The organism is Streptomyces sp. NBC_00433, assembly GCA_036015235.1.
In the GTDB taxonomy this organism is placed as follows: Bacteria; Actinomycetota; Actinomycetes; order Streptomycetales; family Streptomycetaceae; genus Actinacidiphila.
This window is the reverse complement of record CP107926.1, coordinates 2,251,068-2,265,830: the sequence shown is the minus strand read 5'-3', so window position 1 is coordinate 2,265,830 and position 14,763 is coordinate 2,251,068. Positions and strand designations below refer to the sequence as shown.

General features: G+C 66.7%; 9 protein-coding genes and 3 pseudogenes. 8 read left to right on the top strand and 4 right to left on the bottom strand.

Translation table 11 applies throughout. The features are described from left to right. Nucleotides 1-172: 172 nt before the first annotated feature. Entirely contained in the window at nt 173-745 is a 573-nt protein-coding gene (locus tag OG900_09205) for a hypothetical protein (GenBank protein ID WUH90259.1), read from the bottom strand. Between the two features lie 244 nt (nt 746-989). Between OG900_09205 and OG900_09200 the strand changes: the two genes are divergently transcribed. From OG900_09200 to OG900_09190, 3 genes are read left to right on the top strand one after another with little or no spacing between them, the layout of a single operon-like run. Continuing rightward, complete coding sequence (locus tag OG900_09200) at nt 990-1,484, top strand: winged helix-turn-helix domain-containing protein (GenBank protein ID WUH90258.1); 495 nt, start codon at nt 990-992, stop codon at nt 1,482-1,484. Next, entirely contained in the window at nt 1,439-2,053 is a 615-nt protein-coding gene (locus OG900_09195; GenBank protein ID WUH90257.1) for a transposase, read from the top strand. Before OG900_09200 ends, OG900_09195 begins: the two co-directional genes overlap by 46 nt. A gap of 47 nt (nt 2,054-2,100) precedes the next feature. Continuing rightward, nucleotides 2,101-3,276 carry a glycosyltransferase gene (locus OG900_09190; protein WUH90256.1) on the top strand — a complete coding sequence of 392 codons (1,176 nt, stop codon included), beginning with the start codon at nt 2,101-2,103 and terminating at the stop codon, nt 3,274-3,276. Between the two features lie 111 nt (nt 3,277-3,387). Here OG900_09190 and OG900_09185 read toward each other — a convergent pair. Next, nucleotides 3,388-4,098 (bottom strand): annotated as a pseudogene (locus OG900_09185) (IS256 family transposase). Nucleotides 4,099-4,268: 170 nt separating this feature from the next. Here OG900_09185 and OG900_09180 point away from each other — a divergent pair. From OG900_09180 to OG900_09170, 3 genes and pseudogenes are all read left to right on the top strand, one after another. Beyond that, on the top strand, nt 4,269-5,753 hold the full coding sequence (locus OG900_09180; GenBank protein ID WUH90255.1) for an ISL3 family transposase: 1,485 nt from the start codon (nt 4,269-4,271) through the stop codon (nt 5,751-5,753). A 37-nt stretch (nt 5,754-5,790) separates the two neighbouring features. Continuing rightward, a pseudogene (locus OG900_09175) lies at nt 5,791-6,500 on the top strand (IS256 family transposase). Between the two features lie 54 nt (nt 6,501-6,554). Next, nucleotides 6,555-7,211, top strand: a pseudogene (locus tag OG900_09170) (IS5 family transposase). A 140-nt stretch (nt 7,212-7,351) separates the two neighbouring features. Here OG900_09170 and OG900_09165 read toward each other — a convergent pair. Further along, a complete protein-coding gene (locus tag OG900_09165) occupies nt 7,352-7,825 on the bottom strand; it encodes a hypothetical protein (GenBank protein ID WUH90254.1) in 474 nt (157 codons plus the stop codon). A gap of 199 nt (nt 7,826-8,024) precedes the next feature. Between OG900_09165 and OG900_09160 the strand changes: the two genes are divergently transcribed. After that, complete coding sequence (locus OG900_09160; protein ID WUH90253.1) at nt 8,025-10,922, top strand: tetratricopeptide repeat protein; 2,898 nt, start codon at nt 8,025-8,027, stop codon at nt 10,920-10,922. Nucleotides 10,923-11,614: 692 nt separating this feature from the next. Here OG900_09160 and OG900_09155 read toward each other — a convergent pair. Continuing rightward, nucleotides 11,615-12,601 carry an AraC family transcriptional regulator gene (locus OG900_09155; protein WUH90252.1) on the bottom strand — a complete coding sequence of 329 codons (987 nt, stop codon included), beginning with the start codon at nt 12,599-12,601 and terminating at the stop codon, nt 11,615-11,617. A 1,085-nt stretch (nt 12,602-13,686) separates the two neighbouring features. Between OG900_09155 and OG900_09150 the strand changes: the two genes are divergently transcribed. Continuing rightward, complete coding sequence (locus tag OG900_09150) at nt 13,687-14,646, top strand: AraC family transcriptional regulator (GenBank protein WUH90251.1); 960 nt, start codon at nt 13,687-13,689, stop codon at nt 14,644-14,646. The last annotated feature ends 117 nt before the right edge of the window (nt 14,647-14,763 follow it).

Below are 14,763 nucleotides of genomic sequence, written 5' to 3'. Positions count from 1 at the left end.
TCGTTGGTCGGTCGGGACAACGTATCCGGCAGGGCGATGGTGGTAAGCCTGTTGTGCGTTCATCCCGGATGACGCGCCCCAGGGGAGTGAAGATCAGCACGGAAGGTCCCCGGCCTTCCGATGTCCGCAGGCACCGGCGGTGTATCCGGTACGCCGGGCTGAGTGCCGAGCGTCACCGAGGCAGCTTCGAGGTGTGCTCGGGGTGGGCGGCGGTTACGTAACGCATAGCGGTCTGCGAGGAGATGCCGAACAACCGCATCAAGTGGAGCGGGTCGTTGACCTCGAATGCCTCGTCGCGGATCCGGTCCTGCCGCAGCGTCGGCATCGTGAGTCCGGTGGGCCGGAAGATGGCGGCGAAGGCGGTGCTGATGGGCGAGTGGGTGGTGTCTACCGCGGTCCATCGGTTAATCAGCAGATGTGGGTTGGTCGTCACGGGCCAGCGGTGGTGACGTTCACGCAGCCACGCGGAGGCGCAGCGGTAGGTGAGTTCGTCCAGGTAGATGATGTGCCGTTTGCCGGGGCGCCGCACGATGAGGCGCTCACGGGACAGGTCGAAGTCGGTGAGTAGTAGGTGGCGCATGTCGGTGCCGCTGAGCGCGTGCACGCAGACCAGCACCATCACGAAGCGCTGAAAGTCGTTCTGCGCATGACTGAGGACGCAGGCCAGCCGGTCCGAGGGCACGGAAGGCGGAGTCTTGTTGATCCCTGAGAAGACGAGGCCCCGGGTGGGGTCGCGGAAGATCATGCCCTCCTGCCGAAGAGCCCGGAAGACGTTCCGCAGGACGATGTGGATCGAGCGGGCCGGCGTTCCCTTGCGGGTGGCGATGGCCCGCTTGATGTCTTCCTGGGTGATCTCGCGCAGGCTCTCGATGCCGTTCGCCAGCCATCCTTTGAGGATCGGGTCGAGGACGTGTCAGTACTGAACTTAATCGGGTGATGTCGGGCCGTTCGCCGGACAGTGTGCGGTTGGCTTCGGTAGTCCCGGTTGGGTGAGATATCCGCAGGGCGGCGGCTTGACCGACGCCGAGAGGGCCGGGCGAGAGCGGATTCGGCTCCAGGCCGTGACTGGCTTCGAGGCTGGCGAGAAGAACCGGGAGATCGCTGCCGCGTTGCGGGTCTCGGAGCGGTCGGTGGAACGCTGGCGGCGCCAGTGGCGCGAGGAGGGCGTGGCCGGGGTGGCGTTGAAGGGATCGCCTGGCCGGCCACGGCTGGCCGACACGCAGATAGCCAGATTGGAACGGGAGTTGGAGCGCGGCCCGCTGGCCCACGGCTGGACGGACCAGCGGTGGACGCTGGCCCGGGTGAAGACGATGATCGGCCGCCTGTTCCACGTCTCGTACACCGTGGAGGGCGCGTGGCAGCTGCTGCGGCGGCACGGCTGGTCCTGGCAGCAGCCCGCCCGGCGCGGGATCGAACGCGACGACGACGCGGTGGAGCTGTGGAAGCGGGAGGTCTGGCCGCGGGGAAGAGCACCGCGGCGGTGAACAACGCCTGGGTGGTCTTCGAGGACGAGGCCGGCCAGTCGATGACACCGCCGCGCGCCAGGACCTGGGGCCGCCAGGGCATCACCCCGGTCGTCCGCGTGCGCGGACGCGGCTCGGGCCGGGTCTCCATGGCGGGGATGACCTGCTACAAGCGTGGCGAGCGGTCCCGGCTGATCTACGCGATCCGCGAGTACCGGGGCCGCAAGGACGAACCGAAGGGCTTCGGCTGGAAGGACTACCGCGACCTGATCGTCCGTGCCCATACCCAGCTCGGCGGACCCATCGTCCTGGTGTGGGACAACCTGCGCATGCACCTGGTCGCGCCGCTGCGGGAGTTCTTCGAGGCCAACACCGCTTGGCTCACTGTCTTCCAGCTACCGACCTACGCCCCGGACCTGAACCCGCAGGAGGGCGTCTGGTCCCTGGTCAAGCGCGACATCGGCAACCTTGCCGCAGCCGACCTCAGCCAGGTCACCCGCGCGGTGAAACGCAAGCTCAAGCAGATCCAGTACCGCCCCGACCTGGTCGATGGCTGCTTCGTCAGCACGGGCCTGAGCGCGTACGGTTGAGCCGAAAATGCCACCCGCTCGATGCTCTGGTTCCCTAGGCTCGGGCCATGCGCGTACTCTTCACCTCGCCTGCGGGAACGGGCCACTTCACCCCGCTGGTGCCCTTCGTCGACGTCTGTATGGCTCGTGGGGACGAAGTCCTTGCAGTAGTGCCGCCGCCGCTGGAGAGCCTGCTCACGGAGAGGGGCATACCTTTCCAGACCGGGGCAGAGCCGGAAGAGGCCCAGACGGCGGCGATCAGCGACCGCCTGCCTTATGCATCCCGCGAAGAGGCAGCGGTGCTGGTCAACCGGGAACTGTTCGGGCGGCTGTGCACTGCGGCAATGATTCCTGCCGTTGAGGATGCATGCCGCCGGTGGCGGCCCGACCTGGTGCTGCACGATGCGTGCGAATATGCCTCGACGGTGGTCGCCGAACGGCTCGGCATCCGGCACGCCCAGGTCGCGACCTCGCCGGCGAACATCGAGGCGTACTCGCTCGATCTCGCGGCACCCGCGTTGGAGCCCTACGGCCAGCACCTGGTGGAGCGGCTGAAGGCGACGCCTTACCTGACCCGTTTCCCGGCCTTGCTGGACCCGTCCCCGTACTCCGTGACCCGCCGTTTCCGGGAGACCGTCCACCCGGTCGCCGCATCGAAAGCGCTGCCCGATTGGTGGGGCGCCTGCGCGGACCCTCTCGTTTACGTGACCTTCGGCACCGTGTCGGGAGGCATGCCGGCTGGCGTTGCAGCATGCCGGGCGGCTGTGGAGGCACTGGCCGGGCTGCCTGTGCGAGTACTGCTCTCCGGCGGCCGGGCCACCGACGTGTCCGCCATCGGACCGCTGCCGGACAATGTCCACGTTGAGGAGTGGGTCTCGGCCCCGGACGTGCTGGCCGCCGCTTCGGTAGTGGTCTGCCACGGAGGCTCCGGCACCACCTATGGCGCGCTGGCGGTCGGCACCCCGCTGGTCGTCATGCCGCTCTTCGCCGACCAGCCCACCAACGCGCGGCTCGTCGACGCAGCTGGCGCCGCACTGGCTGTCTTCCCCACCGGCGGCCCCGCAGATGCCATGGGCCTGCCCGGTCCCGCCGACGTTCCGCGCCTGCGAGCAGCCATCGAGACCGTTCTCGCCGACCCGTCGTACCGGAAGGCGGCCAGCCGGATCGCCGCTGAGATGCGGACCGCACCCACGGTCCACGAAACGCTCGTCTCACTCACCGCCGACCTCGGCCTTCACCCCTGACCATCGATCCGGACCTGCCTGGCCGTGATTCGCGGCCACCTCGGCAGCCCCAGCTCCAGCACGGCTGGTAGCGGGTCTGTCCAGCGACTGGTGTAACTGGGTTTGTGTGGGTTAGCGGCGGCCGATGGAGAGTCGGCCGTCGAAGGCGATGTCGAAGGCTTGGAGTGCGGGCTTCCATCGCATGGTCCAGCGTTTGCGTCCCTGGCCGGTGGGGTCCAGGCTCATGACGGCCATGTAGACGCACTTCAGGGCGGCTTGCTCGTTGGGGAAGTGACCGCGGGCGCGGACGGCCTTGTGTATGCGGGCGTTGACCGACTCGATGGCGTTGGTGGTGCAGACGACCCTGCGGATCTCGGCGTCGAACTGAAGGAAGGGCACGAACTCGGCCCAGGCGTTCGACCAGAGCCGCACGATCGCAGGGTATTTGGTGCCCCATTCCTCCTGGAATTCCAGGAACCGCTCTTCGGCCGCGTCGACGGTGGGTGCGGTGTAGATCGGCTTGAGCGCGCGGGAGATCTTGTCCCAGTCCTGGCGGGCCGCGTAGCGGAACGACGCCCGCATGAGGTGAACGACGCAGGTCTGCGTGATCGTCTGCGGCCAGACCGTCCCGATGGCGTCGGGCAGGCCTTTCAGTCCGTCGCAGACGACCATGCAGACGTCCTCGACACCGCGGTTGCGGATCTCGGTCAGTACTTGGAGCCAGTATTTGGCGCCCTCGCCGCCGTCGCCGGCCCACAGTCCGAGGATGTCGCGGGTGCCGTCGACGGTGACCGCGAGGGCGACGTAGATCGGCCGGTTGGCGACCTGCCCGTCGCGGACCTTGGTTCTGTCGACGATCTTGTGATGCGGACGGCGAAGCGTCAGGCCGTCGTGGTTCGCGATCATGCACCGCGTGTTCTCGTGATCTCTTGCAGCAGTTGTTCCCGCATCTATCCGCGCTTGTCGTCGACGAGGTCGAACGAGGCTCAGCTGCCGTGGTGTTGAGGGCACGGGTGGCTGTGGAGGGCGGCTGGTGCCGGTGCGGGCAGTGGTCTGGTCGGGTCCACGGCCGCTATGTCCGTAGCCTTCGAGACGTTGCAGTGGGCGGCGTCGGTGTGATCGTTGAGCTGCAGGTTCGCCGATTTCGATGCCGGAACCCGGCTTGTCCGGCGGTCACGTTCGCCGAGCAGGTCCAGGGCCTGACCAGGCCGCACAGTCGCTTCACCCCGTTGCTGCTCGGGCTGCTGGCGCGGATCGGGCTCGCCCTCGCCGGCCGTGCTGGAGCCCGGCTGACGGCGGTCTCGGGCATTGCGACCGGCAGGGACACCCTGTTGAGGCTGGTCAAAGCCCTGCCAGAGCCAGACGTCGGAGCCGTGGAGGTGCTCGGCGTCGACGATTTCGCGTTCCGCAAGGGCCGCCACTACGGCACCGTGCTGATCGACATGGCGACCCATCGCCCGCTTCACCTCTTCGACGGCCGGGAGGGTGAGGACCTGGCCGCCTGGCTGCGGCTGCACCCCGAAGTCCGGGTGATCTGCCGGGACCGCTCCAGCGGCTACGGCGAAGGATCGCGCCAGGGCGCCCCGCAGGCCGTGCAGGTCGCCGACCGTTTCCACCTGTGGCAGAACCTGTGCCAGGCGGTCGAGAAGACGGTCAGCGTGCTCCAGCCGCACCTGGCCGAACCGGCCCAGCAACCCGCACCCGACGGACTCGAAGCTGAGCCGGACACCATCAAGCCCCACCCCGAACTGAAGATCGTGGCCAGGCTCGAAGCCCAGCACGCGGCAGCCCACGAGTTGTGGGCTCAGGGGCTGTCCAAGGCAGCGATCGGCCGCAAGCTCGGCCTGCACCAGGCGACGGTCCGCAAGCTCGTCAACGCCGCCACCGTCGAGGAACTGACGGCGAAGACCCTGCAGCGCGCTCACCTGGTCGATCCCTACACCGGCCACCTCCACCGGCGCTGGAACGAGGGCATCCGCAACGCAGCCCAGCTCTTCCGGGAGATCCAGCAACTCGGCTACCCCGGCGGCGAACTGGCGGTCCAGCGGCACCTGCGGCGCTACCGTTCACACCGCGGCCACATGCCGGCCCCAGGCCCCAAGCCCCCGTCGGTCCGCGAGGTCACCACGTGGATCACCACCCACCCCGACCACCTCGACGGCGCGAACGCGGACAGGCTCGCCGTCCTCCGGTCCCGCAACAAGGATCTCGACAGGCTCACCTGCCACGTCCGGGCGTTCGCGATGATGCTGACCCACCGCGAAGGCGACCACCTCGACGAGTGGATCCACACCGTCGAAACCGACAGCCTCACCCCGATCGCGTCGTTCGCCCGCAACCTCCGCCGTGACCACGACGCCGTCCGCAACGGGCTGACCCTGCCCTACAGCTCCGGCGCAGTCGAAGGGAACATCAACCGTCTCAAGATGCTCAAACGGCAGATGTTCGGACGCGCCGGCCTCGACCTCCTGCGCAAGCGTGTCCTCCTCACCCGATGAACGCACCCAGCCACATCACAAGATCGTCGACAGAACCAAGGTGCGTGACGGGCAGGTCGCCAACCGGCCGATCTACGTCGCCCTCGCAGTCACCGTCGACGGCACCCGCGACATCCTCGGCCTGTGGGCCGGCGACGGCGGCGAGGAGCCAAGTACTGGCTCCAGGTACTGACCGAGATCCGCAACCGCGGTGTCGAGGACGTGTGCATGGTCGTCTGCGATGGGCTGAAAGGCCTGCCCGACGCGATCGGGACGGTCTGGCCGCAGGCGATCACGCAAACCTGTGTCGTGCACCTCATGCGGGCCTCGTTCCGCTACGCGGCCCGCCAGGACTGGGACAATATCTCCCGCGCGCTCAAGCCGATCTACACCGCCCCGACCTCGGACGCGGCCGAGGAGAGGTTCCTGGAATTCCAGGAGGAATGGGGCACCAAATACCCCGCGATCGTGCGGCTCTGGTCGAACGCCTGGGCCGAGTTCGTGCCCTTCCTCCAGTTCGACGCGGAGATCCGCCGGGTCGTCTGCACCACCAACGCCATCGAGTCGGTCAACGCCCGCATACACAAGGCCGTCCGCGCCCGCGGGCACTTCCCCAACGAGCAAGCCGCCCTGAAGTGCGTCTACATGGCCGTCATGAGCCTGGACCCCACCGGCCAGGGACGCAAACGCTGGACCATGCGATGGAAGCCCGCACTCCAAGCCTTCGACATCGCCTTCGACGGCCGACTCTCCATCGGCCGCCGCTAACCCACACAAACCCAGTTACACCAGTCGCTGGACAGACCCGGTTTACACCGCTGACGGTACAGGCCCCATGACTTCCCCGGCCACGGCACCGTCTACTTCTACTACGCCGCCTGGCGCGACGAGGGGATCTTCGCCCAACTCAATTACGACCTCACCGCCCTGGCCCGCGTGAAGGAAGGCCGGAAGCCCGAGCCGACATCCTCCATCATCGACACCCAGAGCATCAAAACCTCCACCAACGTACCCGTGACCAGCCAAGGAACGGATGCCGCCAAGAAGATCGTGGGCCGGAAGCGAGGCGTCCTCACCGACACGATCGGCCTGATCCTCGCCGTGACCGTCACCGCCGCCAGCCTCTCCGAAAACGCCCTGGGAATACGCCTCCTCGACAAGGCGAAAAACACGTACCCAACCATCACTAAGAGCTGGGTCGACACCGGATTCAAGAAGGCCGTCGTCGAACACGGCGCGAAACTCGGGGTCGATGTCGAAGTCATCGACAAAAACCCAGGAACGCGCGGATTTCACGTCCTGAAAAGGCGGTGGGTGGTGGAGCGGAGTATCGGCTGGATCATGACGCACAGACGTCTTGCCCGTGACTACGAGACCCTCGCCGCCAGCTCCGAAGCCATGATCCACCTCGCTTCGATCGACAACCTCGCCAAGCGCATAACGGACGAGACTACGCCAACCTGGCGAGGAACCTACTAGAATATAAGTGGCAACTCGGTCACATCAAACGCCCTCTAAGAACTCGCTTGAGCGGTTGGCTGTTATAACCCGGTGGATCTGACGAGCTGGCCGGGGCACCGCGGCGCCCGGCCAGCTCTTTCACGCCAGCTTCCTGGCGTTCAGTAGGACTGTCGGACCCACACCTCTTCAGTGTGGGTACGGCCGTGGTTCTGCGTGATGACGATCTTGTAGGGCGTATTCGGCTTGACCTTGGTGCTCTTGAAGTGCCACGTGTGGCCACTGCAGGTGGAGTACGAGTGGGTGCCAAGGGTGCGGTAGGGGTAGTCGGACTCGACGATCTTCGCCTTGGCCTTGGTGCCATCGCCGCCGTTCCAGCACCGGTACTTGACGGTCACGTTGTACCTGCGGACGCCGAAGGCTCCGGAGGTCCAGGTGGCGTGACGAGGCTTGAACTTTGCGTGCCAGATGGTGTGCGTCTTCGCGTGGGCCGTGGACGGAACCACCGTAGCGACGGCGGCGGTGTGTCGAACGGCGGCGACGTTGTCGGCGTGGGCCACGGGCGTGGCCACGGCCAGGCCGCCGGCGAGCGCGGCGGCGGTCGCTGCCACGGCGAAACGGTTACGGATTGTCATTTTGCGGTCTCCTTGGGAGTTGTTCGCCCCCTGCCGGCCGGGTTGCCGTGGGGGTGCGGGGGTCCACGTGGTCGAGCGGAACGCGCGCGGACCCTGCGGAACACAGTGGGGGGCCGATCGTGCGGAAACCGTGTGAAGAACCTAACGTTCGCAGGCCAAAGCGGTATACCGGGTGCAAGCGACTGTGGTGGGGGTTGTGATGGCGGTCAGGTTCCGATTACTCAGCGGTGTCGAGGCTCAGGTCGGCGGCGTGCCGGTCGATCTGGGGCATCCGAGACAGCGCGCGGTGCTGGGAGTCCTGCTGGTGGAGGCCAACCGCCTCGTGTCCACGGACCAATTGCTCGACCGGGTGTGGGGCGAGCACTGTCCTAAACGCGGGCGGGAGACGGTGTACAACTACCTGTCCAGGCTTCGCGCAGCGCTGCGCGCTGCCGGTGACGATGTCCTCCTGGATCGCCGCTCGGGCGGCTATGTGCTTGCCGTTGATGATCAGGCGGTGGACCTGCATCAATTCCGCCGCCTGGTGACCCAGGCTCGGGCCGTGCGCAACGATCAGCAGGCCTTCGAACTGTTCGAACGGGCTTTGGCGTTGTGGCGGAGCGAGCCGCTGTCCGGTCTGGACACGCCGTGGGTGACGGGTCTACGCGTCACCCTGGACAACGAACGACTGGCGGCTGAACTCGACCACGCCGACCGCGCGTTGCGCTGTGGCCGACACGCGGAACTGCTCCCGAGCCTGTCGGCTCGCGCAACGCAGTACCCGTGGGACGAACGCGTGGCCGGCCAGATCATGCTCGCCCTGTACCGCAGCGGGCGGCAGGCCGAGGCTCTGGACGCGTACGCCGGCACCCGCCGCCGGCTCGCCGACGAGCTCGGAATCACCCCGTCCGCACAGCTCAGCGCCCTCCACCAGAGCATCCTGAAGGCCGACCCGGCACTCGCTGCGCCGAGTGCAACCGGGCCGGCAGCGCTACGGACGGTGATCCCGGCGCAGCTTCCGGCGAGCGTCGCGGATTTCACCGGCAGGGCAGAGGCGGGGCGGGTGCTGGGCGAGCAGCTGGCCGAAGCTTCCCTGGACGGCAATGCCGTTGTGTTGTCAGCGGTGGTGGGGATCGGCGGCGTGGGCAAGACGACGCTCGCGGTGTATGTCGCGCACGCGGTGCGGCAGGACTTCCCCGACGGGCAGCTGTACGTCGATCTGCAGGGCACCGACCCTCGGCCAGCCGATCCCGAGGCCGTACTCGCGTCGTTCCTGCGGGCGCTGGGCATACCGAGTGCGGCCATTCCCGAGTCGCTCGCCGAACGCGCCGCGCTGTACCGCTCCACCCTGAACGGCCGCCGCGTCCTCGCCTTACTGGACAACGCCTACGACGCCGCCCAGATCCGCCAGCTCCTGCCCGGAGCACCCGGGTGCGCGGCGCTCGTGACCAGCCGAGCGCGGATGACGGGACTGGCTGGCGCCCGCATGGTCGACCTGGAGGTCATGTCTCCGGAGGAGGCACTGCTCCTCTTCACTAAGATCGTCGGTGAGCAGCGGGTACGGTCCGATCGCCGCGCCGCCCTGGACGTGGTCGGCGCCTGCGGTTTCCTGCCGCTGGCGATCCGGATCGCCGCCGCCCGCCTGGCCGCACGCCGCGCCTGGACCGTCTCCGTCCTGGCCGACAAGCTCGCCGACCACCGCGGCCGTCTGGACGAGCTACGCGCTGGCGATCTGGCGGTGGAGGCGACCTTCGCTCTCGGCTATGGCCACGTGTCTCCCACCCAGGCCCGCGCCTTCCGCCTGCTGTCGCTGCCCGACGTCCCCGACAGCTCCCTTGATGCCGCCGCGGCCGTTCTGGACCTGGGCCCCGGCGCCGCCGAAGAACTCCTCGAATCCCTGGTCGACATCAGCCTCATCGAATCCGCCGCCCCTGCCCGCTACCGTTTCCACGACCTGCTGCGCCTGTACGCCCGCGAACGCGCCGAAGACGACGAAACCCCGGAGGCGCGCTGCCAGGCCCTATCCCGACTGCTCGACTTCTATCTGGCCTCGGCCGCCCACGCCTTCGAACTAGAAATCCCCGGTGACGGCGTCCTGGCCTTCGTGGCGCCCACCAGCCGTCCAGGGCTGTCCTTCACCACTGGCGAAGAAGCCCTGGAATGGTTGCTGTCGGAGGCCCGGGGACTGATCAGCGCCGCGCACCAGGCCGCCGGCAACAGCGACCGTGACACGGTACGCCAAGCGGTCGACCTGCTCTTCGTCATCCATGAGCACCTTGAACTCGGGGCCTTCGCAGGGCACTACGAGCAGGCGGTACGCGCTCTGGTCTGCGCTGCGCAGAAGCGCAGCGACACTCTGGCAGAAGCCCGCGCCAGGCTGCTGTGCGCGGAACTGCTTTATATGCAGAGTCGGTTTCCGGAATCCGACGAAGAAGCCCAGCACTCCCATACTGCCGCACTCGCCGCGAAGGACCCTCTGGCCGTCGGCCACGCGACCAACGTGCGAGGCCTGGTGGCGTACAAGGACCGTCGCTACCAGGACGGCGCCGAGTTCATGGCCACCGCTCTGAAGGCGTTCCGCACCTACGGCATCCGGCACGGCGAGTCAGCGGCACTCTGCAATCTGTCACGAGCACAGCTGAACCTGGGCGACCCGGACACAGCGGTCGCTACGTGTCGGCAGGCCCTGGCCATTCACCGGGAGCTGGGCACCAGTCTCCGGCTCGGCAACGTCTTGTACGCACTGAGCATCGCACTGACCTCCGCAGGCCACCTGGACCAGGCACTGACCTGCCTGGCCCAGGCGCTGGAGATATTCCGCGAAACCCGGCAGCAGTTCTGGGAAGGCATGGCGCTCTACCGGTTCGGTGAGGTGCATATGAAGGCCGGACGGATACAGCTGGCGGCCTCGTACATCGAGCAGGCGCTCGTCATCCTCCGAGACTTGGGAGGTGGATGGCGGATCGCCAATGCCCTCACCGCACTCGGAAAGGCGCTTGCGGGCACGAACCAACCGCTGCGCGCCCGAACCTGCTGGCAGGAAGCCTTGAACGTCTTTGCTGCACTCGGATCCCCTGAGGAGCACGAGGTACGCCAACTGCTTCACTCTGCCCACTGATCCGCTTCACCGAGCGGGGACAGCCAGTTGGACAGGGCCTGGATGGCGATGCCCAGTACTGCCTGAATACCGCGGTAGGCCCGGACCTTCGGCAGGCCTCCCCACGAGACATCGCACAGGCCACCGGAGTGACCATCGCACGGGTGAAGGCCGTCCTCAGCACCGCCCCGCACGAGCTCACCGACACCGCGCCGTAAACCGGGAAGCCGGCCCGCCGCGAGCCACGACCGTCGCAGGGGAGCCCGACAGTCGTCGGCTGCGGGCACAGGCGCATGTCGGGAGCCCGTTGGCGCCGAACTCCGGCCGCGTGACGAAGGCGGCGGAGGTCGGCGCCAACAGCGCGCCGACGCGTCTGCTCAACCCTTTCCTCTTGCGAGTAGTCGCCCCCGACCGGCCTGTAATTCCATAGGAATATGCCAGAAGCCTTACGCGTGCAGGAGTACCGCCACCCCTGAGCTGCTGCGCGAGCGCGGCGAACCCCCTTTCCGGGGAGCGGGCAGTTGCGGGCTCGCAACGCAGGTCCGGCCGATGGTCGGCGGCCTGCGCGCCACGGATGTGGAAGTGGTGATTCCATTCCAAAATCTCAACCCGGGTAGCATTTGCGCCCCGCCTCGGACACCGCAGCCCGATCGCCTACGAGACAGCCACCACAAAAGCACCAAATACGCTGACAACAGACGTATAGCCCGCGCCTAGGGTTCGGGGTCATGGCCCCGTGGTGCGGCCTCTTGGCGGTATTCGCGTGGGGTGATACCGAAGGCGGCGCGAAAGTTGCGGGTGAAGGTGGTGTGGTCTTTGTAGCCGTAGCGAGCGGCGATCGCGTGGAGGGGAACGGCTGCCCTGGTGGGGTCGGCCAGGTCGCGGCGGGCCGCCTCCAGGCGCTGGGTGCGAATGTATGCGGCCACCGTCACACCTTCGGCTTGGAAGAGGCGGTGCAGGTGGCTGCGGGAGATCTGGTGCGCAGCCGCAATACTGCTCGGGGAGAGGTCGGCGTTCGTCAGGTTGCGCCTGACGAAGGCCTTCACCTCCAAGGCAAGGTTGCGTGTGCGGGTCTCCGGAGGAAGGTGCTCTTCAGTGTCCAGCGCCCGTGCGAACAGCGTGGTGACCAGATCGGTGAGGACTTGGCCCAGTCGCGGTGCCTCGACCGGCGCGTAATGTTCGGTGTCCCCGACCACCTGAGTGAGGAATTGCGCCAACAGTGCGCCGACGCCCTCTCGGCCGGACATACCCTGCCCGACGACCTGCTGCAATCGTTCCCATCGAAGGCCCAGGGACGCTCTGGGCACCTCGACGCCAATTATGCCGACCGGTCCACGGCGAGTGGTGATATCAAAGGGCGCCGACGTATGATTCGTGTGAATGTCATACTGCTTGAGGACCGTCTCCGTCCGACCCCGTCGGACATGGCCTCCACCCTGCACAATGAGCGCGAGGTTGCAACGCTCCGGGTCGGACTGCCGCACGAGTCCAGGCGTGCGACGAAATGTCAACTGCGGGAATGTTGCCTGCCACAACTCGACATCGCCCAGGTAGAACTGCCGCAGCGTGCCTTTGAAGTCCGCCGCAAAGTCGCTCGTCAGGTAGATCGGTGCATGCGCCTGGCGCAGGAGTTGCTGAAATGCATCAAACCTGTCACCAACGGGCAGATGTACGCTGTTGAACTCTTTCACGTCCAGCATTTCTGGTTGCACCCTCAATCCGTGTAGGAAATCCCTTGCGATCAATGGGAGTGAACCGCGACTGCTCCAGGAGCAGCGCACACACCGCAGGATCCCACCTGTGAAGTCTCGCTGCTCGCAGGTAAGTTGAAATGTGCGGAAGAATGGCGCAAATGGAATCCACGCGCATTGAGAACGCCCTATGCCACGGGCCGCCGTACTGCGTCCAGCGATTTGAGCTTTTCCAGAGGTGAAATGCCCGGTCGATGTGAGACGTCACGAGGAGGAAGCACTGGTTCAGCCGCCGCGCGCTCACCGACACGAGCATCGCCGAGCAGTGGGGGTTCATCCGAGTCTCGCAGTGCGTGCCGCCGAGGTGGAGCAGGACATCGCTGGGCGGCATCCCAAGATCGGGGCACCGGCTTTGCGGGCGACTCTCGTTGTCCCGTACGGATGCCTGTTCACCAGGAGAGCGCCAGACCGTCCGCGAGTGATGGGGCAGCCAGCATGACGGAATCTTTCCAGACATGGGAGGACCGTGTGGCGGCAACCATCCCGGACGCCGGGAGCAACCCTCGGATCAGGTCCAACCCGCTACGACCGCCATACGCCGGACGGTTGATCGGAGGCGTCGCCCGTCACAGGCGCGAGTGATCGCACCCCGTGCGAGACCGGCGTTGATCCGCTCTCGCCCCCTGGTCAGGGTGCACGTCCGAAAACACGTACCTGGCCACACTCAATGTTCCGGGGGGATCCATTCCGTTTCAGGTCAACGTAGATGGCCTGAAACGGTCTGCTGAGACCTCAGATCCACCTCAAAGGGATGTCGCTCCCCAAAAATGATGCGTACATTTCATGGTCACGTCGAAGCTTCACTTGGGGCGGTCGGTGCGCTGTGCCCGCGGTTGAGAGAGGTGGTTTAGGTTGTGGCTGCATTTAGTGCATCTCGCGCCAGTGCCTGCCCGTAGGAGATTCTGCAGGCGGCCGAAAGCCTCCTCTTGTGAAGTAGTCATCGCCGTGTACAGGTCTTGTAGTGGGGTCCACTGGCGCGACGCGAGTGGGCCGGGGGAGTGTTACACACGGGGTTGTGGGGGTTGATCTTAGTGGTGGACGTGAAGGTTTTCCGCACTGTGGACTTACCGGTGGCCGACCGGTTCGATGTCTGGCAGCAGCTCATGGGTCAGACGCACGCACCAGTGAATCTGACCAGCGAATTCGCCGACGATTTCCGTGCGACGCTGCGCCAGTTCAATCTTGGTGAGGCCATGTTGTGGCCCGCCACCTATCCGCACGTGACCTGGCACCGGCCCCCAAGGCTCGTGAGGCAGTCCGATCCGGAGAGCTGCCACCTCACGCTCGTGCTGCGCGGGGAGGGCGTGGCTCAGTGGGACCGGGCTGAGACGGCCCTCGGCCCATCCGATTTCCACACCAACCACACGTCGGTGCCCTACGTCATCCACTGCCTCCCCGGGCAGCACGAGATGATCGGCGTCGAGGTGCCTAGGACGTCGCTGGGCCTGCCGTGGAGCCGGATGCAACAGGTCGTCGGGCAGGCACTGTCCGGCCGTGACGGCGTCGGTGCCCTGTTGGCGCAATTCCTCACCCAGGCGGCCCGCGACACCAGCAGTTATGCGCCGGCCGAGGCGTTCCGGCTGGGGCAGGTGCTCACCGACCTGGTCACTGCGCTGTTCGCGCGGGCGCTGGATGCTGAGAAGCTTCTTCCTCCGGAGACCCGCACGCGCAATCTCGCGCTGGAGGTGAAGGCCTTCATCCGGCGCAATCTGTGGGACGCGGACCTGACGCCGAGCAGTGTCGCCGCTGCGCATTTCATATCCCTCAGCCACCTTCACCGCCTGTTCCAAGCCGAAGGCGTGACGGTCGCCGCCTATATCCGCACAGAGCGCCTGGAGGCCGCCCGCCGCGAACTGGCCGGCACTTCCACGGCGGACGTCACCATCCACACCATCGCGGCCCGCTACGGCTTCAAGGACCACACGACCTTCACCCGCAGCTTCCGTGCCGCCTACGGCACTACACCGCGCGACTACCGCCACAGCGCTCACTGACCCTTCGGCCGGGGTGCCGATGGCGCTGAGACGCAAAGCCGAGACGCTTCGTCAATGACGGGGCGTGGTCGTCGGGCGCATCCTCACTACAGCCGAGGCAACCGCCTGCATCGGTGG

What these genes read in the sequence shown, in the direction of transcription:
- OG900_09205 (WUH90259.1), bottom strand. Translation starts at nt 745, where the DNA reads ATGATCTTCCGCGACCCCACCCGGGGCCTCGTCTTCTCAGGGATCAAC.
- OG900_09190 (WUH90256.1), top strand. Translation starts at nt 2,101, where the DNA reads ATGCGCGTACTCTTCACCTCGCCTGCGGGAACGGGCCACTTCACCCCG.
- OG900_09165 (WUH90254.1), bottom strand. Translation starts at nt 7,825, where the DNA reads ATGACAATCCGTAACCGTTTCGCCGTGGCAGCGACCGCCGCCGCGCTC.
- OG900_09160 (WUH90253.1), top strand. Translation starts at nt 8,025, where the DNA reads ATGGCGGTCAGGTTCCGATTACTCAGCGGTGTCGAGGCTCAGGTCGGC.
- OG900_09155 (WUH90252.1), bottom strand. Translation starts at nt 12,601, where the DNA reads ATGCTGGACGTGAAAGAGTTCAACAGCGTACATCTGCCCGTTGGTGAC.